Consider the following 22,654-nt stretch of genomic DNA (forward strand, 5'->3'; position numbering starts at 1 on the left):
ATCGTGTGGGCGCACACCGCAGTTATCCAGGACGCATGATTCCTGGTTGTCCGACTCCCAGGCTCAGCCGGCGCATGCCATCCTCCGATTCAGAGCGGGGTTCGGCCCAATACGAAACCAGCACATGACCGGTCGCGGGCAAAATCATCTGCTGATAGTTGAGGGTGAGCTTGCCCACCCGCGGATGGTTGACCAGCATCACCCCGGCGGGCTCGTATCTGACATCGTGCCGTTCCCAGAGCTGACGGAACCGTGGGCTTTGTTCGATCAAATCGTCGACCAGTCTGATCAGCGCGGGGTCGGGCCGCTGACCGTACAGGACGCGGATCAGGGACACCGCCCACTCGGTGAGTGGTTTCCAATTGCGGTAGAAGTTGCGTGCGGCCGGGTCACCGAACAATTCCCGCATGGTGTTAAACCCCACCCCAAAGTACGGCGACAGTGCGGCGGCCAGGTTGTTGGCGACGACCGTGTTGATGCCGGGGTCCACCACGTGCGCCGCGGTCAGTGGCCAGCCGTCGATCAGCCCCTGCAGTCCGGGATGCAAGTCCCGTAACGGCTCAACGGCGGCGACGGACCGGTGTCGGGTCAGGTTTCGCATGTAGGCCACCGCATCGTCGTCCAGTTTCAGGGCCCGGCTCAGCGCGGTGAGAACCTGATCCGACGGATGCTCTTCGCGGCCCTGCTCGAGGCGCAGGTAATAGTCCGTGCTGATGTTGGCCAGGATCGCCACCTCCTCCCGGCGTAAACCGGCCACCCGTCGGCGCCCGCCGGCCGGCAGACCGACGTCCGCCGGCTGCACCAGGCTTCGGCGGGCGCGCAGAAACTGTGCCAGGGCGGATCTTTCGGTCACGGGGGCCAATCGTTGCGGGGGAGTCGGGGTGGGGATCGGCTCCGTCTGGTCGAGCCATGAGGGCGGATCAGCTGCTCAGGCCAGCATAACGGCGCTGCCGGCCAGCACTCGAAGGACGCTGGCGGACCGCAGCGGCCCAGGGCTATCAGCACCATGGGGCCGCAGGATAACGGCAATTCGGTCGGTGTCGGAGTTATTCATGGCAAACTCCAAACATATTGGTTCATATGATCTTTCATACCAAAGGCAAATGTGCCAGCGTGCTCGATCAACACGGTGAACACTTATCGAATCCGTCGTGAATTGGCCCGTGCGGGCTGTTATCTCCACAGCGGCCGGGTCTAACGTGGCGAGTCGTCTGTTTCAGAAGCCGGCGTGGGCTACTGAAAGTTGGTGAGTTATAGGGTTTTTGAGGAGGGGACATGTCCTTTTTGCGAGCGCAGCCAGAAGTGCTGAACGCGGTGGCAGCAGGACTGTTCGGCGTCAACGAAGCGGTGCGAGAAGGTGGCGCCGCGGCGGCCACATCGACGACCGGAGTTGTCCCGGCGGCCGCGGACGTGGTCTCGATATTGACTGCGGCACAATTTTCTTCGCACGCGCAGCTTTTTCAAGTGATAAGCGCCGAGGCTGCGGTTGTTCGGGAACAATTGGCCACCACGCTGAAGATCAGCGCCGGTTCGTACGCCGCCACGGAAATGGCGAATCTGAGCACGGTCGGTTAGGCGAGGAATACGATGCTGGATTTCGCACAGCTACCGCCGGAGATCAATTCGGCGCTGATGTATGCCGGGCCCGGTTCGGGGCCGCTGCTGGCGGCCGCCGCGGCGTGGGAGGCGCTGGCCGCCGAGCTGCACGCGGCGTCCGCCACCTACGGCGCGTTGATAGCCAGCCTCACCGACGGTCCCTGGGAGGGACCGTCGGCCTCCGCCATGCTGGCCGCGGCGGTGCCTCAAGTGGTCTGGCTACGTGAGACCGCGGGGCAGGCCGAGGAGGCCGGTGCTCAGGCCGCGGCCGCGGCGGCCGCGTTCGAGGCGGCGTTCGCCGGAACGGTACCCCCGCCGGTGGTTGCGGCGAACCGGGCGTTGCTGCTGGAGCTCTTGGCCACGAACTTCCTCGGCCAGAACACGGCAGCGATCGCGGCCGTCGAGACCGAATACGCCGAAATGTGGGCCCAAGACGCGGGGGCGATGTACGGGTACGCGGGCGCGTCGGCCACCGCCGCCAAACTGCCGCAGCCGCAGTCGGCGGCCCCCGCCACCGACCCCGCCGGGACGGCCGGGCAGGCCGCCGCGGTGGCGCAGGCCGCGGGGAGCACCGCCGGCACCAACGCCCGAGGTCTGACCACGGTGCCACAAACGTTGTCCGCGCTGGCCGGAACTGGAACCAACACGTCCCAGTCGCCCGGGCTGTCGTTCGGGGGCATCGGGATGAACGACGAGGGTGACGGGTTTGCGCTGAGCGGCCCGCTGGGCGACTTCTTCGAAGGCCTCACCGGCTCACAGGAATTGGACGCCAGCTCGCCGTTCGACATGTTCATCCGGTTGGTGTCGCCCACCCGGCTGTTCACCACCGCCTTCAAGGACGTTCAAAGCATTGCGCAGGGTTTTGCGCCCCAGGCCGCAAAGGCCGCCACGGAAGGCGCGGCGAAGGCGGCCGAGGGCGCCGCGAAGGCCATCGAGGCGGTGCCACACGCGTTGAATGGCGCCCTGGGCAATGCCGTCGGCGCGGCGGGCCGGGCGGCGTCCGTCGGCGGTCTATCCGTCCCGGCGTCGTGGGGAGCGGTCACCCCGACGGCCGGCCCGGCCATCGTGACGCTCAACGGCACCACCGCGGCCGCGACCCAGCCGGCGACCCACGCGGTCGGTGGCATGCCGCTGCTGGGTAGTGGCGCCGCCCGCAGCGTCGGGGCCGCTCACTTTGCGCCGCCCCGTTACGGATTCAAGCCCACGATCATCACTCACCCGCCGGCGGGCGGGTAGCAGGACGACCGATCACGGCGTGACCAGGATCTTGCCGTGCCGTTCGGGGTCGGCCAGGTCGTCGAACGCGGCGCCGACCCCGTCCAGGCCCACCTCGCCAGTGATCAGCGCAGTGACGTCCGTTTCGCCCTCGGCCAGTCCGCGCAGCGACTCGGCGAACTCTTCGGGGGTGTAGGCCAAGCAGAACTGCACGTTGATCTCTTTGGCGATCGCGAAGAACGGGTGAAAGGTGTCGGCCTCCATGCAGACCCCCGCGACGACCAGGCGGGTGCCCGGACGGGCCCGCAGCAGCACGTCGCCGATGATGCCGGGCACGCCGATCGCCTCGAACACCACCGCCGGTTGGACCGTGTCGAAGGGTGAACCGTCGGCGGCATCGAGTGTCTGGTGAGCGCCCACGGTGGTGGCCAGCTCGCGCCTCTTGGTCGAAAAGCCGGATGCCACAATGTTTTCCACACCACGCGCCCGCAGGGCGGCGATGATCGCGACACCGATCGGGCCGCAGCCCAGCACCAGGGCCGTCTCGCCGGCAGCGATGTTGGACTTATTGACGGCGTGCAGCCCCACCGCCATCGGCTCGGTCAGGGCGGCGTGCTTGAGATCCAGCCCGTTGGGGATGGGCAGCAGTAGCGGTGCGGACAGCAGCATCCGTTCGGCATAGCCGCCGACGGTGTGATTGCTGTACACGATCGGCTCGACACCCGTGGCGGACAGCAGCACCGGGATCGACGTGACCATGGTCCCGGCCGGATGGGTGTCGGTATCGGGTCCCGCCTCGAGCACCTCGGCGCTGAATTCGTGGCCCATGAAGATGTCGCGCGTCAGATCCACCGCCGTGCCACCCGAGCCCCGCATGACCCGCTCGGTCATGTCCAGCATTTGCCTGCCGTGCGCGGCGAAATGCAGGTCGGAGCCGCAGATTCCGCAGGCCCGGATGGCCACCAGTACCTGGCCGGGCCCGGGTATCGGGCCGGGGACGTCGTCGCGCGGGACCATACGGCCGTCGCGCAACACCGCGGCACGCATCACCGCACCGCGTCTTCCTGCTCGCCGACGTGCTCGGTGATGGCCTGCACGACGGCCTCGCCGGCGCGGCCGATCAGTTGGTCGCGGCGGTCTTTGGCCCAGTCGTGCGATGCCCGTGCCGCCGCGAGTTGGCCCTTGAAATGCGGGATCACCTTGCGGGCGACCAGATCGTAAGAATGGTAGGTCGCTTCGGGGGAGGCCCAGTCATGGCCGAGCATCAGCAACGTCCCGAATCCGCCCGACCGTTCCAGCAGGTCTTCGATGTGGGCGATGGCGTCATCGGGTGTGCCTATGCAGCAATTCCCTTTCGCCGCATAGTCTTCGACGAACTCATACGGTGATTGCGTGCCCTCGACGGTGTTGGCCAGCGGCACGAAGCCCGCCGCGCCGAAGTAGTTGGCGAAATCCTGCAGACCGTACGTGCAATCCTGGATCGCCTGTTCGCGGGTGTCGGCGATGTGCATGATGGACAGCACTCGCCAATCGGCGCGGTCCGGTTCGCCGCGGCCCGCCTTGGCGGCCTGTTCGCGCACGATCTCCCAGGTGGTTTCCAGCGCCGCGTAGCCACCGGGCACCGACATCGACAGCGACAGCAACGACGTCCCCATCGCACCGGCCAGGCGCGGACCGGACGGCGAAATCATTGCCGCCGTTGAGATTTCCGGGTATGGCCAGGTGTAAGGACGGATGTGCAGTTGCGCATCGCGCAAGGTGAACCAGTCGGTGTGCCGGTCGATGCGTTCGGTCGGGCCCGCGCGGAACAGCGCCAGGATCGCCTCCAGCGACTCCTGCATCATGTGCCGTTGATCGACCGGGTCGATGCCCATCATGTAAGCGTCCGACGGCAACGCCCCGGGTCCGGTGCCGAACATCACCCGGCCGCGGGTCAAATGGTCCAGCAGCACCCAGCGGTCGGCCACCATCAGCGGGTGATGGTAGGGCAGCGAGACCACGCCGGTGCCCAGCCGGATGTGCTTGGTTCGTTCCGCCGCAGCGGCGATGAACACCTCCGGGCAGGCGATCAATTCGTAACCGCCGGAATGATGTTCACCGAACCAGGCTTCGTCGTAGCCCAGGCGGTCCAGTGCGACGACGCGTTCCATGTCGTATTCCAGTGCCACCGTAGGCGATTGGCCGATCGGATGAAACGGCGTGATAAACACACCGAAACGAAGCGGGGCAGTCACCGCAACTCCAATCCGTCGAGAAATTCCAGCAGTATCGAGTTGACCTCGTCGGGTCGTTCTTGTTGCAGCCAGTGTCCCGCGCCTTCGATCATCACCTGCCGATACGGGCCCGAGATGAGCTCGCCCGCCCGATCGGCCGGGGTGAAGGCCAGCACGGGATCGGTTGTGCCGCCGATGAATAGGCAGGGGACCGGGATTTTCGCGCCGGCCAGCTCGGCGGTGATCTCCCAGTTGCGGTCGAAATTGCGATACCAGTTCAGGCCGCCGGTGAACCCGGTGCGGGAGAATTCCGCGATGTAGTGGTCGAGTTCGTCCTGGCTGATCCAGTCCGGCAACACCTGAGCGTCGGGCAGCCGTTCGATGAGGCCCTCGGGGCCCGGCGCCAGCATCCGCACCGCGGCCTCCTGGTCGCCGGGCGCGGCCGAACCACCCATGATGCGGCGGATGAAGCGCGCGGGCTCGGCGTTGAGCTCGGCATCGGCGACGCCGGGCTCTTGGAAGTAGAGGATGTAGAAGAAGTTCTCGCCGAACCTGCTGCGCCACACCTGGGTCGGCGGCGCCTTGGAGCGCGGCGTGGGCGGGACGCTCAACCCCGCCACCGCGGCGACCCGGTCCGGGTGCAGCAGCGGCGCGGTCCAGGCGACCGGGGCGCCCCAGTCGTGGCCGACCCAAACCGCCCGCTCGGCACCGACATCGTCGAGCAACCCGACGATGTCGGTGGTCAGCTCCCGGATGTTGTAGGCGTCGATCGCCGCCGGGCGCGACGATCCGCCGTACCCCCGCTGATCGGGGGCGAGCACGTGGTAGCCGACCTGTGCGAGCGCCGGAATCTGGTGACGCCAGGAGTAGGACAACTCGGGAAACCCGTGCGCCAAGACGACCACCGGCGCTCCGCGCTCACCGGCCTCGACGACTCGGAGCCGCACCCCATTGGTCTCCACTAACCGTTCGGTAGATGTGGGCACCAACACACCAAAGCACAACCCCAATCGGCTGAGAAGTACTCGGCGAGCTTGAAAGGGGGTTGAAAATGGGCGTCGCAGGCTTGCCTCCGCGATGGGGGCGCCACGGCAACAGCGGAACGGAGGCGAGCGGGTGAGGAGGCTGGACCACATCGTGTTGTGGACGAAGGATCCGCACTCATCGATGGACTTTTACACGAAGGTTGTGGGCCTCGCGCCCGTGCGCTTCACCGAATTCGAGGCCGGTGAGGCGCCGTTCCCGAGTGTGCGGGTGTGCGAGGACTCGATCATCGACCTGGTGCCGCTGGCCAGCGTCGACGGCGTGGAAACGCTGACCAACAGCCGCGGCAGTGCCGGCCATCCGGTCAATCACGTGTGCCTGGCGCTGTCGAAGGCCGAGTACGACGTCCTGGACCGACGGCTGCGGGACGCGGGTGTGGACACCAGCGCCCGGCTGACCCGCAGCTACGGTGCCCGGGGATGGGCGCCGCACGGGTTCTACTTTTCCGACCCCGACGGCAACGTGATCGAAGCCCGCCATTACGACTAGCGGGGCATGCCCGAACCGATTTGCGGTGCTGTGAATCGCTGCGCAGGAAACATCGGGAACCCGCCGCTCGTTGTCCGGGCAGCACGGTGAAGACCGCTGCGCTCCGGCATTGCCGGAGCTAGCGGTAGCCTGAACTTTCCAGCTGCGTGTATCGGAAGGACCTGGCCGAAACGGCCGATGATTGATGAACCGGAAAAACGTGATTCGCACAGTCACGGCGATCGCTGTAGTAGTGCTGCTCGGCTGGTCGTTCTTCTATTTCAGCGACGACACCCGCGGATTTAAGCCCGTCGACACCTCGGTCGCGATGTCCCAGATCAACGGTGACAACGTCAAGAGCGCGCAGATCGACGACCGGGAGCAGCAGCTGCGATTGATCCTGAAGAAGGGCAACAACGACACCGACAACTCCGACAAGGTCATCACCAAGTACCCCAGCGGCTACGCCGTCGATTTGTTCAACGCGCTCAACGCGAAGAACGCCAAGGTCAGCACCGTCGTCAACGAGGGCAGCATCCTGGGTGAGCTGCTGGTCTACGTGCTGCCGCTGCTGTTGCTGGTCGGCCTGTTCGTGATGTTCTCCCGCATGCAGGGCGGCGCCCGGATGGGCTTCGGCTTCGGCAAGTCGCGCGCCAAGCAGCTGTCCAAGGACATGCCCAAGACCACGTTCGCCGACGTCGCCGGCGTCGACGAGGCGGTCGAGGAACTTTACGAGATCAAGGATTTCCTGCAGAACCCGTCGCGCTATCAGGCGCTGGGCGCCAAGATCCCCAAGGGTGTGCTGCTCTACGGCCCGCCCGGCACCGGCAAGACCCTGCTTGCCCGTGCGGTCGCCGGGGAGGCCGGGGTGCCGTTCTTCACGATTTCGGGCTCCGACTTCGTCGAGATGTTCGTCGGTGTGGGTGCCTCCCGCGTGCGCGACCTTTTTGAGCAGGCAAAACAAAACAGCCCCTGCATTATTTTCGTCGACGAGATCGATGCGGTCGGGCGCCAGCGCGGCGCCGGCCTGGGCGGCGGTCACGACGAGCGCGAGCAGACGCTCAACCAGTTGCTGGTCGAGATGGACGGCTTCGGCGATCGGGCCGGCGTCATCCTGATCGCCGCGACCAACCGGCCTGACATCCTGGACCCGGCCCTGCTGCGGCCCGGTCGCTTCGACCGGCAGATCCCGGTGTCCAACCCCGACCTGGCGGGCCGCCGCGCCGTCCTGGCCGTGCACTCCAAGGGCAAGCCGATTGCACCCGACGCCGACCTCGACGGGCTGGCCAAGCGGACCGTCGGGATGACCGGCGCCGACCTGGCCAATGTCATCAACGAGGCGGCGCTGCTGACCGCCCGCGAGAACGGCACGGTGATCACCGGGCCCGCCCTCGAGGAGGCGGTGGACCGGGTGATCGGCGGTCCGCGCCGCAAGGGCCGCATCATCAGCGAGCAGGAGAAGAAGATCACCGCCTACCACGAGGGCGGGCACACCCTGGCCGCCTGGGCGATGCCCGACATCGACCCGGTGTACAAGGTGACGATCCTGGCCCGTGGCCGCACCGGCGGGCACGCCGTCGCGGTGCCCGAAGAGGACAAGGGCCTGCGCACCCGCTCGGAGATGGTCGCGCAGTTGGTGTTCGCGATGGGCGGGCGGGCGGCCGAGGAGCTGGTGTTCCGCGAGCCGACCACCGGCGCGGTGTCCGACATCGAACAGGCCACCAAAACCGCGCGGGCGATGGTCACCGAGTTCGGCATGAGTTCCAAACTCGGCGCGGTCAAATACGGCTCCGAGCACGGCGACCCCTTCCTGGGCCGCACCATGGGCACACAGGCGGACTACTCGCACGAGGTCGCCCGCGACATCGACGACGAGATCCGCAAACTCATCGAAGCGGCCCACACCGAGGCCTGGGAGATCCTGACCGAATACCGCGACGTGCTCGACACGCTGGCCGGCGAGCTGCTGGAAAAGGAAACTCTGCACCGCCCCGAATTGGAGAAGATCTTCGCCGACGTCGAAAAGCGGCCCCGGCTCACTGTGTTTGACGATTTCGGGGGCCGGATCCCGTCGGACAAGCCGCCGATCAAGACCCCCGGCGAGCTGGCCATCGAGCGCGGCGAGCCGTGGCCTCAACCGGTTCCCGAGCCAGCGTTCAAGGCGGCCATCGCGGCAGCCAGCCAGGCGGCCGAGGCCGCGCGCGCGGAGGCCGACAGAATGGCGCACGGCCCCAATGGTTCTCGTAGCGGGCAGCGGCCAGCGGAACCGCAGCGGCCCACTCAGCCGGACTACGGCGCTCCGGCCGGCTGGTACGCGCCCGGTTGGCCGCCGCCGCAGCAGCCACAACAACCACAGGGGCACTGGTATCCGCCTGCGCCCCAACCTCATTGGCCGCAACCGGCACCGAGTTACCCGGGCCAGCAGAGCCGCGGTCAGGTCCAGGGTCAGCCCTACTATCCGCCCTACCCCCCGCCCGGTCAGCCCAGCCCGGAGCCGGGAAGACCGCCCGATCAGCCGGATGACGACGTAAGCCGGTCCAACCCGCCGGCCCGGGGCTGACGAACGGAGAATTCGATGGTGATGCCGGATACCCGCACCGCGCCACACCGTGTACGGGCGTTCGACCAGCCGCGCGCGGAAGCAGCGGTCCGCGAGTTGTTGTACGCCATCGGCGAAGACCCCGATCGAGATGGGTTGCGGGACACGCCGGCCCGGGTGGCCCGCGCGTACCGGGAGATGTTCTCCGGCCTCTACACCGAGCCCGACGCGGTGCTCAACACCATGTTCGACGAGGACCACGACGAGCTGGTCATCGTCAAAGAGATTCCGCTGTACTCGACGTGTGAGCATCACCTGGTGTCGTTTCACGGGGTGGCCCATGTCGGCTACATCCCCGGCCCGGACGGCCGGGTGACCGGCCTGTCGAAAATCGCTCGGCTGGTTGACCTTTACGCCAAACGGCCGCAGGTGCAAGAGCGGCTCACCAGCCAGATCGCCGATGCCCTGGTGAACCGGCTCGCTCCCCGCGGGGTGATCGTGGTGGTCGAGGCGGAGCATCTGTGCATGGCGATGCGCGGTGTCCGCAAGCCCGGCGCCATCACCACCACCTCGGCGGTGCGCGGGCAGTTCAAGACCGATGCCGCCTCTCGAGCCGAAGCACTCGACCTCATCCTGCGTAAGTGACTCCGCTGCCCGTGCAGGTGGTCGGGGTGGTGAACGTCACTGACGACTCATTCTCCGACGGCGGGCGCTACCTGGGTGCGGACAGCGCCGTCGCGCACGGCCTGGCACTGACTGCCGACGGCGCGGACATCATCGACGTCGGCGGGGAGTCGACCCGGCCCGGTGCCACTCGAATCGACCCCAGGATCGAGAGCGCACGCATCGTTCCCGTCGTCAAAGAACTTGCCGCACAAGGAATTACCGTGAGCATCGACACCATGCACGCCGAGGTCGCGCGGGTGGCGCTGGAAAACGGAGCCCAAATCGTCAACGACGTGTCCGGCGGGCGCGCCGATCCCGCAATGGCGCCGCTGGTGGCCGAGGCCGGTGTGCCGTGGGTGCTCATGCACTGGCGATCGGTGGCGGCCGACCAGCCGCACCGGGCCCCGCAGTATCGCGACGTGGTGGCCGACGTGCGCGCCGAACTGCTGGCCGGTGTCGACGACGCCGTGGCCGCCGGGGTGGATCCGGCCAAGTTGATCATCGATCCGGGTCTGGGCTTCGCCAAGACGGGACAACACAATTGGGCGCTGTTGCACGGGCTGCCCGAACTGGTGGCGACTGGCATTCCGGTGCTGCTGGGCGCGTCGCGCAAACGCTTCCTCGGTACGCTGTTGGCCGGACCGGATGGGTCGCCGCGACCGCCCGACGGCCGCGAGACGGCGACGGCGGTGATATCCGCGCTGGCCGCCCTGCACGGAGTGTGGGGTGTGCGGGTGCATGATGTGCGGGCCTCGGTCGACGCTCTCAAAGTCGTCGGTGCCTGGACGCAGACGGAGCGGACTGAAGGCGATGGCTGACCGAATCGAATTGCGCGGCTTGACAATTCACGGACACCACGGTGTCTTCGAGGCCGAGCGGACCGACGGCCAGGAATTCGTCGTCGACATCGTGGTCTGGATCGACCTGGCCGACGCCGCCGCCAGCGACGACCTGGCCGACACCCACGACTATGCGGCCCTGGCCCAACGTGCCGCCGAGATCGTGGCGGGACCGCCCCGGAACCTGATCGAGACGGTGGGCACCGAGATCGCCGAGCACGTGATGGCCGACGACCGTGTGCACGCCGTCGAGGTCACGGTGCACAAGCCCCGCGCCCCGATCCCGCAGCAGTTCTCCGATGTGGCGGTGGTGATTCGGCGGTCCCGGCGGGGAGGTCGTGGTTCGGTGGTCCCCGCGGGCGGGGTGTGAACAACCCGCATCGGCGACGATGCACAGCGAAGCGGTGAGGAGAAGCGGCGCACATGAGCAGGGTCGTACTGTCCATCGGCTCCAACCTGGGCGACCGGCTGGCGCGGCTGCAGTCGGTCGTGGACGCGCTCGGTGACACGCTGCTGCAGATCTCCCCGGTGTACGAGACGGAGCCGTGGGGGCGCGTGGAACAGGGCCCGTTCCTCAACGCGGTGCTCATTGCCGACGATCCCGCGCTCGACGGGCAGGGGTGGCTGCAGCGGGCCCAGGGGTTCGAACGGGCCGCGGGCCGCGTCCGCGGTGAGCGTTGGGGGCCGCGCACCCTGGACGTGGACCTGATCGCCTGCTACTCCGCCGCCGGCGAGGTGCTCAGCCGGGACAACAACCTGACGCTCCCGCACCCGCTGGCTCACCTGCGTGCCTTCGTGCTGGTGCCCTGGCTGACCGTCGACCCGGATGCGCGACTGACCCTGGCCGGCGGGCCGCGCCCGGTCGCCGAGCTGCTGACCGAACTCGAGCCCGCCGATCGGCAGGCGGTCCGGTTGACCGAATGGACCCTGCACCGTGACACCGACTCCCCGGGCGACCCGGAGTCGACGAGCTGATGGGGCCGACCAGGAAGCGGGACCTGACGGTCGCGGTGGTCGGCGCTGCGGTACTGAGTTATCTGCTGATTCAGGTGTTGTTCCGCTGGTTCCCACCGGTCACCGTGTGGACCGGTCTGTCCCTGCTCGGCGTCGCGATCGCCGAGGCGCTGTGGGCACGTTATGTGCGGACCAAGATCAGTGACGGGGAAATCGGGGCCGGGCCCGGCTGGCTGCATCCGCTCGCGGTGGCCCGCACCGTGACGGTCGCCAAGGCCTCGGCCTGGGTGGGCGCCCTGGTGCTGGGCTGGTGGATCGGGGTGCTGGCGTTCTTCCTGCCGCGCCGGTCCTGGTTACGGGTCGCCGCGGAGGACACCACGGGGACGGCGGTGGCCGCGATCAGCGCGCTGGCATTGTTGGTCGCCGCGCTGTGGCTGCAGCATTGCTGTAAGTCCCCGCCTGATCCGACCGAGCGCGGCGAAGGAGCGGAAAGCTAGAACGGCGGGCGGTTGCCGGTGCCCGGGTGGGCGAAACGCCGAGCGTTCGGCGGATCTACCCAGGTGAGAATCGCCGGAGTCGCGCGACACGCGGAACGACATCGCACAGGTACAGTCAGGCCATGACCGTTCTGTCCCGCGGCGCCCGGGGTCGGCGCGGCGGCCGCAGGCCGGGGTGGGTGCTCTTGACGGCGTTGCTGGTCCTCGCCATGGGGGCCAGTTCCGCACTGGTTTTCACCAATCGTGTGGAACTCCTCAAGCTCGCTGTGATCCTGGCGCTGTGGGCCGCAGTCGCCGGCGCCTTCGTGTCGGTGCTGTACCGCCGGCAAAGCGATGCCGACCAGTCGCGGGTGCGTGACCTCAAGCTGGTCTACGACCTACAGCTGGACCGGGAGATCTCGGCGCGGCGCGAATACGAGCTGACCGTCGAATCCCAGTTACGCCGCGAACTGGCCTCCGAAATACGCGCCCAGGCCGCCGACGACCTTGCGGCCCTGCGCGCCGAGGTGGCGGCGCTGCGGACCAGCCTGGAGATCTTGTTCGATACCGACCTCGAGCAGCGGCCCGCGCTGGAAAACGTCGATACCGAGACCCCGCCCGCGCGGGCGTACAGCGACTGGGACCGCAACGGGGAAGCTGCGGGGGTCGACTGGGTCACCAGCGACCGGGTCACCTCGGTCCGCCAGGGCCGTCCGGTGGATGCCGCGGAGCCACGCACCGACGAGTCCGCGATCATCGATGTCCCGGAGGTGGGGGAATTTCCGGTGAGCGCCGCGAGTGCCGGCCCGCCGCCGCGGTTCCACGAGCGGGACCGCCCGCCGTACGACGCCTCGCAGGACGCCCGCCACCCGGCCGAGCCGCAGTATTCCGAGGCGCCGCCGTTCGTCCCCCCGCCGATGGCCGCGCCCGCCGAAGCCGAGCGGTTCGGGCCCCCGCAGTGGCAACCGCCGCCGCCGCCCGAACCGGTACGCAGGGACTGGCAGCCGGTCAACGCCGACGGTCTCTGGTTGCCCCCCGGCACGCCCGGCAGCAACTGGGCCGGCGGCGGCGAGGTCCCGGGCGAAGCGGATGCCACGCGTGGCCGGCGCCGGCGCTCCCGCCACGCCGAGGAGTCGCTGGCGGGTGTCCCGGGCCCGCCGGCCGACCACGAGCCGCCGATGCCGTCGGCCGAAGCGGGTCGCCGGGCCCGTTCGCGCCACTCCGCGGAATACCGCGACTACAGCGTCCGCAACTTTCTCGGCCCGGCGCAGGCGCCGGACCGGGTGCCGGATCAGGCCGACGCGGGACCCTCGGCACCGGCTCCCGCGACCGCTGCGCCGCCCTATCCCCGGCCGGCGCCCCAGCAGGAGGCGCCACCGCCGCCACCGCGACTCGCGCCGGCGCCCACGCCCCGCCACCAGGGCGCCGACGACGAGCCGGGCGGCTCCGACACGGGCCCGCGCACGGGCGGCCAATCCGTCGCCGACCTGCTGGCCCGGCTGCAGGTGCAGCCCTCCGGGGGCGGTCGGCGTCGGCGCCGGGAAGACTGAGCTGGGAGCTTCCTCACATTGGGGGCCGCGTGCTCGATCGACTACAGTGTTAGTGACCGTCCGGTACCCGACATCAGTCAAAAGTGGACCGGAACGCACGAACCAACAATGTGAGGTCGTCTGCGATGAGGCAGTTCGACGGCTTGCGCCCGGCCAGGCTCAAGGTGGGCATCATTTCGGCCGGCCGGGTGGGCACCGCCCTGGGGGTGGTGCTGGAGCGCGCTGAACACGTCGTGGTGGCCTGCAGCGCCATCTCCCACGCCTCGCGACAGCGGGCGGCGCGCCGACTGCCCGACACGCCGGTGGCTGCGCCGCCGGATGTGGCTGCCGCCGCCGAAATGCTGTTGCTGGCGGTGCCCGACGGCGAGCTGGCGGGCCTGGTGACCGGCCTGGCCGCGACGTCGGCGGTCCGGCCCGGCACGATCGTGGTGCACACCTCGGGCGCCAACGGCGTCGGCATTCTCGCCCCGCTGACCGAGCACGGCTGCATACCGGTGGCCATCCACCCGGCGATGACGTTCACCGGCTCCGACGAGGACGTCAATCGGCTGCCGGACACCTGTTTCGGCATCACCGCGACCGACGAGGTCGGCTATGCGATCGGGCAGTCGCTGGTGCTGGAGATGGGCGGCGAGCCGTTCCGGGTCCGCGAGCAGGCCCGCACCCTCTACCACGCGGCTTTGGCCCATGCGAGCAATCATCTGGTGACCGTGCTCGCCGACGCGGTCGAGGCGCTGCGCGCGGCGGTCCGCGGCACCGAACTGCTGGGCCAGCAACTGGTCGACGATCAGCCGGGCGGCGTCGCCGAACGCATCGTCGGGCCGTTGGCCCGCGCCGCGCTGGAGAACACGCTGCAGCGTGGCCAGGCCGCGCTCACCGGCCCGGTGGCCCGCGGTGACGCGGCCGCGGTCGCCGGCCATCTGCGGGCGCTGACGCAGGTCGACCCCGACCTGGCGAACGCCTACCGGGTGAACGCGCTGCGGACCGCGCAGCGTGCGCACGCACCGCAAGAGGTCGTCGAGGTGCTGGCCCGATGAGCGCCATGACGGCCCGCCCACCGGCGTTCCAGCCGGGGCAACTCAACGTGTATTCGGTGCCGCGCGAGGTGTCCGACGTGAGCCGCGCGCTGCGGCACACCGGCCGCCGGGTGATGCTGGTGCCGACGATGGGTGCGCTGCACGACGGGCATCTGGCGTTGGTGCGAGCCGCCAAGCGGGTGCCCGGATCGGTTGTCGCGGTGTCGATCTTCGTCAATCCCTTGCAATTCGGCGCGGGGGAAGACCTCGACGCCTATCCGCGCACGCTGGATCACGATCTGACCCTGCTGCGCGGCGAGGGCGTCGAGATCGTGTTCGCCCCGACCGCCGCGGCGATGTACCCCGAGGGCCTGCGCACCACCGTGCAGCCCGGCCCGCTGGCCGCCGAGCTCGAAGGCTCCGTTCGGCCGACGCATTTCGCCGGAGTCCTCACCGTCGTGTGCAAGCTATTGCAAATCGTCCACCCGGACCGAATCTTCTTCGGCGAGAAGGATTATCAGCAGCTGGTCTTGATCCGGCAGATGACCGCCGACCTGAACATCGACGTGCAGGTGGTCGGCGTGCCGACCGTCCGCGAGTCCGACGGGCTGGCGATGTCGTCGCGTAATCGCTACCTGGACGCCGCCCAGCGCGAGTTGGCGACGACGCTGTCGGCGGCGTTGCTGGCCGGCGCGCACGCGGCGGGGGCCGGCCAACGGGCCGCGCTGGACGCGGCGCGCGCCGTGCTCGACGCGGTGCCCGCCGTCGCGGTCGACTACCTCGAGCTGCGCGATGCGGACCTGGGGCCGCCGCAGGTCGGCCGGCCCGGCCGACTGCTCGTCGCCGCCCGGCTGGGCAGCACCAGACTGCTGGACAACATTGCTATCGACATCGAGGCCACGCCGGCACCTTTCGGGCTGGACACCCATGAAACATCTTGGAGGAACTGATGTTACGGACGATGCTCAAGTCGAAGATCCACCGCGCCACAGTCACTCAGGCCGATCTGCACTACGTCGGGTCGGTAACCATCGACGCCGATCTGATGGATGCGGCCGACCTGCTGGAGGGTGAGCAGGTGACCATCGTCGATATCGACAACGGCGCCCGCCTGGTCACCTACGCGATCACGGGCGAGCGCGGCACCGGCATCATCGGAATCAACGGTGCCGCTGCGCATCTCGTACACCCGGGCGACCTGGTGATCCTGATCGCCTACGGCACGATGGAAGACGCCGAGGCGCGCGCCTACCAGCCGCGCATCGTCTTCGTCGACGCCGACAACAAGCAGATCGACCTGGGCAGCGACCCGGCGTTCGTGCCCGACGGCGTCGACGAACTACTCGACCCACGCATCGGTGTGCGATAACCGTGCTGCTGGCGATCGACGTCCGTAACACCCACACCGTCGTGGGGCTGATCTCCGGCGCCAAAGAACACGCGAAGGTCGTGCAGCAGTGGCGGATTCGCACTGAGTCGGAGGTCACGGCGGACGAGTTGGCGCTGACCATCGACGGTTTGATCGGCGACGACTCCGAGCGACTGACCGGTGCGGCGGCCTTGTCGACCGTGCCTTCGGTGCTGCACGAGGTGCGGGTGATGCTCGACCAGTACTGGCCGTCGGTGCCGCACGTGCTGATCGAACCCGGCGTGCGGACCGGCATCCCGCTGCTGGTCGACAACCCCAAAGAAGTCGGGGCCGATCGAATCATCAACTGCCTGGCCGCTTTTCATAAATTCGGGAAGCCCTGCATCGTCGTGGACTTCGGTTCCTCCATCTGCGTTGACGTGGTTTCGTCCAAGGGTGAGTTCCTCGGCGGTGCGATAGCGCCCGGTATCCAGGTCTCCTCGGATGCTGCCGCCGCGCGCTCGGCCGCGCTGCGCCGGGTCGAGCTGTCCCGGCCCCGCTCGGTCGTCGGCAAGAACACCGTCGAATGCATGCAGGCCGGCGCGGTGTTCGGCTTCGCCGGCCTGGTCGACGGGCTGGTGGGACGGGTCCGCGCCGACGTGGACGGCTTTTCCGGTGACTTAGGAGATCAAGTCGTGGTGGTGGCCACCGGCCACACCGCGCCGCTGTTGTTGTCCGAGCTGGAAACCGAGGTCCACTACGACCAGCACCTGACGCTGCACGGGCTGCGGCTGGTCTTCGAGCGCAACCGGGACGCGCAGCGCGGCCGGCTGAAGACCGCCCGCTGAGGTCCGCAAGCCTGCCTATCGGGGGTGCTCCGGGCTGCTCTGGTCGCACGACGTCGACGGGCGGCCCGCGGCGAGTGTGCATCCTCGGCTTTGAAGATGCGTCCACGGCGCGCCGCCCCGGCGTGTCGACGCCCGGAGCGCACACCGAAAGCCCGGAGCACACCGAAAGCCCGCAGCGCACACTCGACGCCCGCAGCGACCGCCGTGCGAGGTCATTTAAGCTGGCACGTCGTGAGTGCAGCCGATCAAGACCTTCCCGAGCAGTTCCGGATTCGCCGGGATAAGCGCGCTCGGCTGTTGGCCGAGGGGACCGACCCTTATCCGGTTGCCATCGAACGCACCCACACGCTGGCGCAGGTCCGCGCGGCGCATGCCAACCTCGAGGTCGACACCGCGACCGATGACATCGTCGGAGTGGCGGGGCGGGTCATCTTTGCCCGCAATTCCGGCAAATTGTGCTTCGCGACCTTGCAGGACGGCGACGGGACCACCCTGCAGGCCATGATCAGCCTGGACAAGGTCGGCAAGGAGTCGCTGGACGCCTGGAAGGCCGACGTCGACCTCGGCGACATCGTCTATGTCCACGGCACGGTGATCAGTTCACGCCGAGGCGAACTGTCCGTGCTTGCCGACTCGTGGCGCATCGCGGCCAAGGCGCTGCGGCCGCTGCCCGTCGCGCACAAGGAGATGAGCGAAGAATCGCGGGTGCGGCAGCGGTATGTCGACCTCATCGTCCGGCCCCAGGCGCGCTCGGTGGCACGTCAGCGCATCGCCGTGATCCGCGCGATCCGCAACGCCCTGGAACGGCGCGGGTTTCTGGAAGTCGAAACACCAATGTTGCAGACGCTGGCCGGCGGCGCGGCCGCTCGCCCGTTCATCACGCATTCCAATGCGCTCGACATCGATCTCTACCTGCGCATCGCACCGGAACTGTTCCTGAAGCGATGCATCGTCGGTGGATTCGACAGGGTCTTCGAGCTAAATCGGGTGTTCAGAAACGAAGGGTCCGATTCGACACATTCTCCAGAATTCTCGATGTTGGAGACCTACCAGACCTACGGAACGTATGACGATTCGGCAGTCGTGACCCGAGAGCTTATTCAAGAGGTGGCCGACGAGGCGATCGGTACTCGGCAACTGCCGTTGCCAGATGGAAGCATCTACGACATCGACGGAGAATGGGCTTCCGTAGAAATGTATCCGTCGTTGTCCGCGGCGCTGGGCGAAGAGATCACACCCCAAACGACGCTCGAACAGCTGCGGGCCATCGCCGCTCGGCTCGGCCCCGACTTTCCGGAGATTCCCGACGACCGTGGCTACGGGCACGGAAAGTACGTCGAGGAACTTTGGGAGCACCTGGTGGGCAAGACGTTGACCGCCCCGACGTTCGTCAAGGATTTCCCTGTCGAGACAACACCTTTGACGCGCCAGCACCGCAGCATCCCCGGGGTCACCGAAAAGTGGGATCTCTACGTGCGCGGCGTCGAGCTGGCGACGGGCTACTCCGAGCTCAACGATCCGGTGGTCCAGCGCGAGCGTTTCGCCGAGCAGGCGCGGGCCGCCGCGGCCGGTGACGATGAGGCCATGCAACTCGACGAAGACTTTCTCACAGCCCTCGAGTATGGGATGCCGCCGTGCACCGGAACGGGAATGGGTATCGACCGCTTGTTGATGACTTTGACCGGCCTGTCAATTAGAGAGACAGTTTTGTTCCCGATTGTTCGGCCACACACGAGCTGAAACATCTAACGCGCTGTTGCGCTCAGATTGAATATGCTGGGGCCTTATGGCAGATTAGTGACCGGGGAGTGGGTCCAATCTGCTCAGCAAGTGCTCAGGAAGAACGCGAGGGTAAGCTAATGGCGAAGAAAGTCACCGTCACCTTGGTCGATGATTTCGACGGTGCAGGGGCCGCCGACGAAACCGTCGAATTCGGGCTTGACGGGGTGACCTATGAGATTGACCTTTCCACCAAGAATGCCGCGAAACTTCGTAACGATCTGAAGCAGTGGGTGGCAGCGGGCCGCCGCGTCGGTGGCCGCCGCCGGGGCCGGTCCGGCTCGGGCCGCGGCCGTGGGGCGATCGACCGCGAGCAGAGCGCCGCGATCCGCGAATGGGCCCGTCGCAACGGACACAACGTGTCGACGCGCGGACGCATCCCGGCGGACGTCATCGACGCGTTTCACGCGGCCACCTAAAAAATCGGTATCCGGCGTCCGGCCACCAGGCGCGGGCGCCGGTTTCTTTTCGCTGGCGGCGAAATGAATGATGCCTGCCTTCGGTGGGGAAACGATTCGGTGGATTGTCTCGTTGCTTCAGTTACGCCTCTGTAAGCCGGGGGAATCCCGGGCCACAGTGGCAAGCAGGTCCGAACGGCCCGAACGACAAGGCACCGCAACGTTCGAACCCTGACGGGCCGACCATTACAGTGGACACCAGGTACGCACTGTCGGCCCCTGAGCCGACAATGACTGGAGTACCGATGGTGAGGGAGAGCAGGTAACCACCGATGTTCGAAAGATTTACCGACCGTGCCCGCAGGGTGGTCGTCTTGGCGCAAGAAGAGGCCAGGATGCTCAACCACAACTACATCGGCACCGAGCACATCCTGCTGGGTCTGATTCACGAAGGCGAGGGCGTAGCCGCCAAGTCGCTGGAGTCGCTTGGCATCTCGCTTGAGGGCGTCCGCAGCCAGGTCGAGGAGATCATCGGCCAGGGACAGCAGGCCCCGTCGGGCCACATCCCGTTCACGCCCCGCGCCAAGAAGGTCCTCGAGCTGAGCCTGCGCGAGGCGCTGCAGCTCGGCCACAACTACATCGGCACCGAGCACATCCTGTTGGGCCTGATCCGCGAGGGCGAGGGCGTCGCGGCGCAGGTGCTGGTCAAGCTGGGCGCCGAGCTGACCCGGGTGCGCCAGCAGGTCATCCAGCTGCTCTCCGGATACCAGGGCAAGGAGGCCGCCGAGGCGGGCACCGGCGGCCGCGGCGGCGAGTCCGGCAGCCCATCCACCTCGCTGGTTCTCGACCAGTTCGGCCGCAACCTGACGGCGGCCGCGATGGAAGGCAAGCTGGATCCGGTCATCGGCCGCGAGAAGGAAATCGAGCGGGTGATGCAGGTGCTGAGCCGGCGCACCAAGAACAACCCGGTGCTGATCGGCGAGCCCGGCGTCGGCAAGACCGCCGTCGTCGAGGGCCTGGCGCAGGCCATCGTGCACGGCGAGGTCCCCGAGACGCTGAAGGACAAGCAGCTCTACACCCTTGACCTCGGCTCGCTGGTCGCCGGTAGCCGCTACCGCGGTGACTTCGAGGAACGCCTGAAGAAGGTGCTCAAGGAGATCAACACCCGCGGCGACATCATCCTGTTCATCGACGAGCTGCACACGCTGGTCGGCGCGGGCGCCGCCGAGGGTGCGATCGACGCCGCCAGCATCCTGAAGCCGAAGCTGGCCCGTGGGGAGCTGCAGACCATCGGCGCCACCACCCTCGACGAGTACCGCAAGTACATCGAGAAGGACGCCGCCCTGGAGCGCCGGTTCCAGCCGGTCCAGGTCGGCGAGCCGACGGTCGAGCACACCATCGAGATCCTCAAGGGCCTGCGCGACCGGTACGAGGCGCACCACCGCGTCTCGATCACCGATTCCGCGATGGTCGCGGCCGCCACACTGGCCGACCGCTACATCAACGACCGGTTCCTGCCCGACAAGGCGATCGACCTGATCGACGAGGCGGGCGCCCGGATGCGCATCCGCCGGATGACCGCACCGCCAGACCTGCGCGAGTTCGACGAGAAGATCGCCGACGCCCGCCGGGAGAAGGAATCGGCGATCGACGCCCAGGACTTCGAGAAGGCCGCCAGCCTGCGCGACCGAGAGAAGCAACTGGTCGCCCAGCGCACCGAGCGCGAAAAGCAGTGGCGCTCAGGCGATCTCGACGTGGTCGCCGAGGTCGACGACGAGCAGATCGCCGAGGTGCTCGGTAACTGGACCGGCATTCCGGTGTTCAAGCTCACCGAGGCCGAGACCACGCGGCTGCTGCGCATGGAGGACGAGCTGCACAAGCGGATCATCGGCCAAGAGGACGCCGTCAAGGCCGTCTCCAAGGCGATCCGCCGCACCCGCGCCGGGCTGAAGGACCCCAAGCGGCCGTCCGGCTCGTTCATCTTCGCCGGCCCGTCCGGCGTCGGTAAGACCGAGCTGTCCAAGGCACTGGCGAACTTCCTGTTCGGCGACGACGACGCGCTGATCCAGATCGACATGGGCGAGTTCCACGATCGGTTCACCGCGTCGCGGCTGTTCGGCGCCCCGCCGGGATACGTCGGCTACGAAGAGGGCGGCCAGCTCACCGAAAAGGTGCGCCGCAAGCCGTTCTCGGTGGTGCTGTTCGACGAGATCGAGAAGGCGCACCAAGAGATCTACAACAGCCTGTTGCAGGTTCTCGAGGACGGTCGTCTCACCGATGGGCAGGGCCGCACGGTCGACTTCAAGAACACCGTGCTGATCTTCACGTCCAACCTCGGTACGTCGGACATCTCCAAGCCCGTCGGCCTCGGGTTCACCCAGGGTGGCGGCGAAAACGACTACGAGCGGATGAAGCAGAAGGTCAACGACGAGCTGAAGAAGCACTTCCGCCCGGAGTTCCTGAACCGTATCGACGACATCATCGTCTTCCACCAGCTGAGCCGCGACGAGATCATCCGGATGGTCGATCTGATGGTCAGCCGGGTCGCCACCCAGCTCAAGAGCAAGGACATGGCTCTAGAGCTGACCGACAAGGCCAAGGCGCTGCTGGCCAAGCGTGGTTTCGACCCGGTGCTGGGTGCCCGCCCGCTGCGGCGCACCATCCAGCGCGAGATCGAGGACCAGCTCTCCGAGAAGATCCTTTTCGAGGAGGTCGGTCCCGGACAGCTGGTCAAGGTCGACGTCGACAACTGGGATGGCGAAGGCGCCGGCGAGGACGCGGTGTTCACGTTCACCGGGGTGCGCAAGCCCGAAGCCGAGCCGGACCTGGCGAAGGCCGGGGCGCACGCAGCGCCCGAGCCGCAGTAGCGATCACGCAAAACGGGCGGTTAGTCTCACGGGACTGACCGCCCGTTTTGCGGTGCGTGAAGCTAAGGGGGCTTACCCGTGCTGATCGTGACCACCAACGACCTGCCGGGCTGGGAGATCCGACGCGTCTGCGGGGAAGTCTTCGGGTTGACCGTGCGATCTCGCAACGCGTTCGCGCAAATGGGTGCGGGATTCAAGGCCATGTTCGGCGGCGAACTGCAAGGAATGACCAAGAACCTCGCCGACAGCCGCAACGAAGCCATGGGGCGGCTGATCGCGGAGGCACGCAGCCGCGGCGGCAACGCCATCGTCGCGATGCGGTTCGACACCACCGAGATCGGCGACGTGTGGACCGAGATCTGCGCCTACGGAACTGCGGTCGAGGCGGTGCCCGGTGACGGACGCCGCGAAATACACGGCAAGCCAGCTCGGGTACGGCGGGTCGCCCCCACAGCAGTGATCGTTTGCTCACCGGTGCGGTCCGTCTAGACTGACCACTGTTGTCAACACTTTTTCCGACGGGTAACGGAATCTGGTGAAATTCCAGAACGGTCGCGCCACTGCAAAGTCAGACCCGGAACCCGTCACCTACGGCGGGACGCGTCATTCCCAGAAGGAGCCAACAGTGTCCACTTCCGAGACGACCGGCACACGCGCGATCGATTTGTCGGCGGCCAGTGCCGCACTCTGGCTGGCGGCGACCGCCGTGCTGGCCCTGTTGGCGCTCTACTTCGTCGGCATCGATCAGGGCGCGGTGTCGCTGTTCGGCAGCGATTCGCACGTGCATGAATTCGTGCACGACGCGCGCCACCTACTCGGCTTCCCCTGCCACTGACCC

22 protein-coding genes and 1 pseudogene are annotated in these 22,654 nt (G+C 67.6%); 19 read left to right on the top strand and 4 right to left on the bottom strand.

Annotated elements, in window-relative coordinates:
* Positions 1-22: 22 nt before the first annotated feature.
* On the bottom strand, positions 23-853 hold the full coding sequence (locus AWC25_RS16670; RefSeq protein WP_085167113.1) for a helix-turn-helix transcriptional regulator: 831 nt from the start codon (positions 851-853) through the stop codon (positions 23-25).
* A gap of 422 nt (positions 854-1,275) precedes the next feature.
* Here AWC25_RS16670 and AWC25_RS16675 point away from each other — a divergent pair, with 422 nt between their 5' ends.
* Both AWC25_RS16675 and AWC25_RS16680 read left to right on the top strand, forming a co-directional pair.
* On the top strand, positions 1,276-1,575 hold the full coding sequence (locus AWC25_RS16675; protein WP_069400796.1) for a PE family protein: 300 nt from the start codon (positions 1,276-1,278) through the stop codon (positions 1,573-1,575).
* A gap of 12 nt (positions 1,576-1,587) precedes the next feature.
* Positions 1,588-2,832: a PPE family protein gene (locus tag AWC25_RS16680; RefSeq protein WP_085167114.1), complete on the top strand. Its 1,245-nt coding sequence runs from the start codon at positions 1,588-1,590 to the stop codon at positions 2,830-2,832.
* Positions 2,833-2,844: 12 nt separating this feature from the next.
* Here the strand turns inward: AWC25_RS16680 and AWC25_RS16685 are convergent, their stop codons facing one another.
* Genes AWC25_RS16685 through AWC25_RS16695 form a run of 3 tightly spaced genes read right to left on the bottom strand, consistent with a single transcriptional unit; the run spans position 2,845 to position 6,010 of the window.
* Positions 2,845-3,858 carry a zinc-binding dehydrogenase gene (locus AWC25_RS16685; protein WP_085167115.1) on the bottom strand — a complete coding sequence of 338 codons (1,014 nt, stop codon included), beginning with the start codon at positions 3,856-3,858 and terminating at the stop codon, positions 2,845-2,847.
* On the bottom strand, positions 3,858-5,045 hold the full coding sequence (locus tag AWC25_RS16690) for an LLM class flavin-dependent oxidoreductase (protein ID WP_069400799.1): 1,188 nt from the start codon (positions 5,043-5,045) through the stop codon (positions 3,858-3,860). Before AWC25_RS16690 ends, AWC25_RS16685 begins: the two co-directional genes overlap by 1 nt.
* Positions 5,042-6,010 carry an alpha/beta fold hydrolase gene (locus AWC25_RS16695; protein ID WP_142278887.1) on the bottom strand — a complete coding sequence of 323 codons (969 nt, stop codon included), beginning with the start codon at positions 6,008-6,010 and terminating at the stop codon, positions 5,042-5,044. The genes AWC25_RS16690 and AWC25_RS16695 overlap by 4 nt, the downstream gene beginning before the upstream one ends.
* Positions 6,011-6,101: 91 nt before the next feature.
* On the opposite strand from AWC25_RS16695, the gene AWC25_RS16700 reads away from it, so the two are divergent.
* The 17 genes and pseudogenes from AWC25_RS16700 to AWC25_RS16780 all read left to right on the top strand — a co-directional run bounded on the left by AWC25_RS16700 (position 6,102) and on the right by AWC25_RS16780 (position 22,651).
* A complete protein-coding gene (locus AWC25_RS16700; RefSeq protein ID WP_084229364.1) occupies positions 6,102-6,557 on the top strand; it encodes a VOC family protein in 456 nt (151 codons plus the stop codon).
* 184 nt (positions 6,558-6,741) lie between these two features.
* Complete coding sequence (gene ftsH, locus AWC25_RS16705) at positions 6,742-9,096, top strand: ATP-dependent zinc metalloprotease FtsH (RefSeq protein WP_085167117.1); 2,355 nt, start codon at positions 6,742-6,744, stop codon at positions 9,094-9,096.
* 15 nt (positions 9,097-9,111) lie between these two features.
* Complete coding sequence (gene folE, locus AWC25_RS16710) at positions 9,112-9,720, top strand: GTP cyclohydrolase I FolE (RefSeq protein ID WP_069400802.1); 609 nt, start codon at positions 9,112-9,114, stop codon at positions 9,718-9,720.
* Positions 9,717-10,559: a dihydropteroate synthase gene (gene folP / locus AWC25_RS16715; RefSeq protein ID WP_069400803.1), complete on the top strand. Its 843-nt coding sequence runs from the start codon at positions 9,717-9,719 to the stop codon at positions 10,557-10,559. The genes folE and folP overlap by 4 nt, the downstream gene beginning before the upstream one ends.
* Entirely contained in the window at positions 10,552-10,950 is a 399-nt protein-coding gene (folB, locus tag AWC25_RS16720; protein WP_069400804.1) for a dihydroneopterin aldolase, read from the top strand. Before folP ends, folB begins: the two co-directional genes overlap by 8 nt.
* A gap of 53 nt (positions 10,951-11,003) precedes the next feature.
* Positions 11,004-11,555: a 2-amino-4-hydroxy-6-hydroxymethyldihydropteridine diphosphokinase gene (gene folK, locus AWC25_RS16725; RefSeq protein ID WP_085167118.1), complete on the top strand. Its 552-nt coding sequence runs from the start codon at positions 11,004-11,006 to the stop codon at positions 11,553-11,555.
* Positions 11,555-12,031 carry a DUF3180 domain-containing protein gene (locus AWC25_RS16730; RefSeq protein ID WP_085167119.1) on the top strand — a complete coding sequence of 159 codons (477 nt, stop codon included), beginning with the start codon at positions 11,555-11,557 and terminating at the stop codon, positions 12,029-12,031. The genes folK and AWC25_RS16730 overlap by 1 nt, the downstream gene beginning before the upstream one ends.
* Positions 12,032-12,153: 122 nt before the next feature.
* Positions 12,154-13,560, top strand: coding sequence for a DUF6779 domain-containing protein (locus AWC25_RS16735; protein WP_085167120.1), 1,407 nt, complete (start codon positions 12,154-12,156; stop codon positions 13,558-13,560).
* 125 nt (positions 13,561-13,685) lie between these two features.
* Positions 13,686-14,597, top strand: a complete 912-nt coding sequence (locus AWC25_RS16740; RefSeq protein WP_085167121.1) for a Rossmann-like and DUF2520 domain-containing protein — start codon at positions 13,686-13,688, stop codon at positions 14,595-14,597.
* Positions 14,594-15,526 (top strand): pantoate--beta-alanine ligase, encoded by a 933-nt coding sequence (gene panC, locus AWC25_RS16745; RefSeq protein WP_372513428.1) that lies wholly within the window; start codon positions 14,594-14,596, stop codon positions 15,524-15,526. Before AWC25_RS16740 ends, panC begins: the two co-directional genes overlap by 4 nt.
* Positions 15,526-15,945, top strand: a complete 420-nt coding sequence (panD, locus tag AWC25_RS16750) for an aspartate 1-decarboxylase (protein WP_069400836.1) — start codon at positions 15,526-15,528, stop codon at positions 15,943-15,945. The genes panC and panD overlap by 1 nt, the downstream gene beginning before the upstream one ends.
* 2 nt (positions 15,946-15,947) lie before the next feature.
* Positions 15,948-16,772, top strand: a complete 825-nt coding sequence (locus AWC25_RS16755; protein WP_069400809.1) for a type III pantothenate kinase — start codon at positions 15,948-15,950, stop codon at positions 16,770-16,772.
* A gap of 231 nt (positions 16,773-17,003) precedes the next feature.
* Complete coding sequence (lysS, locus tag AWC25_RS16760) at positions 17,004-18,512, top strand: lysine--tRNA ligase (RefSeq protein ID WP_069400810.1); 1,509 nt, start codon at positions 17,004-17,006, stop codon at positions 18,510-18,512.
* 119 nt (positions 18,513-18,631) lie between these two features.
* Complete coding sequence (gene lsr2 / locus AWC25_RS16765) at positions 18,632-18,970, top strand: histone-like nucleoid-structuring protein Lsr2 (RefSeq protein WP_044508725.1); 339 nt, start codon at positions 18,632-18,634, stop codon at positions 18,968-18,970.
* Between the two features lie 311 nt (positions 18,971-19,281).
* On the top strand, positions 19,282-21,816 hold the full coding sequence (clpC1, locus tag AWC25_RS16770; RefSeq protein WP_069400811.1) for an ATP-dependent protease ATP-binding subunit ClpC: 2,535 nt from the start codon (positions 19,282-19,284) through the stop codon (positions 21,814-21,816).
* A gap of 78 nt (positions 21,817-21,894) precedes the next feature.
* A pseudogene (locus AWC25_RS16775) lies at positions 21,895-22,276 on the top strand (YbjQ family protein).
* 165 nt (positions 22,277-22,441) lie between these two features.
* Positions 22,442-22,651: a CbtB domain-containing protein gene (locus AWC25_RS16780; RefSeq protein ID WP_069400812.1), complete on the top strand. Its 210-nt coding sequence runs from the start codon at positions 22,442-22,444 to the stop codon at positions 22,649-22,651.
* Positions 22,652-22,654 lie beyond the last annotated feature (3 nt).

The sequence above is a fragment of the Mycobacterium sherrisii genome (genome assembly GCF_002102355.1).
In the GTDB taxonomy this organism is placed as follows: Bacteria; Actinomycetota; Actinomycetes; order Mycobacteriales; family Mycobacteriaceae; genus Mycobacterium; species Mycobacterium sherrisii.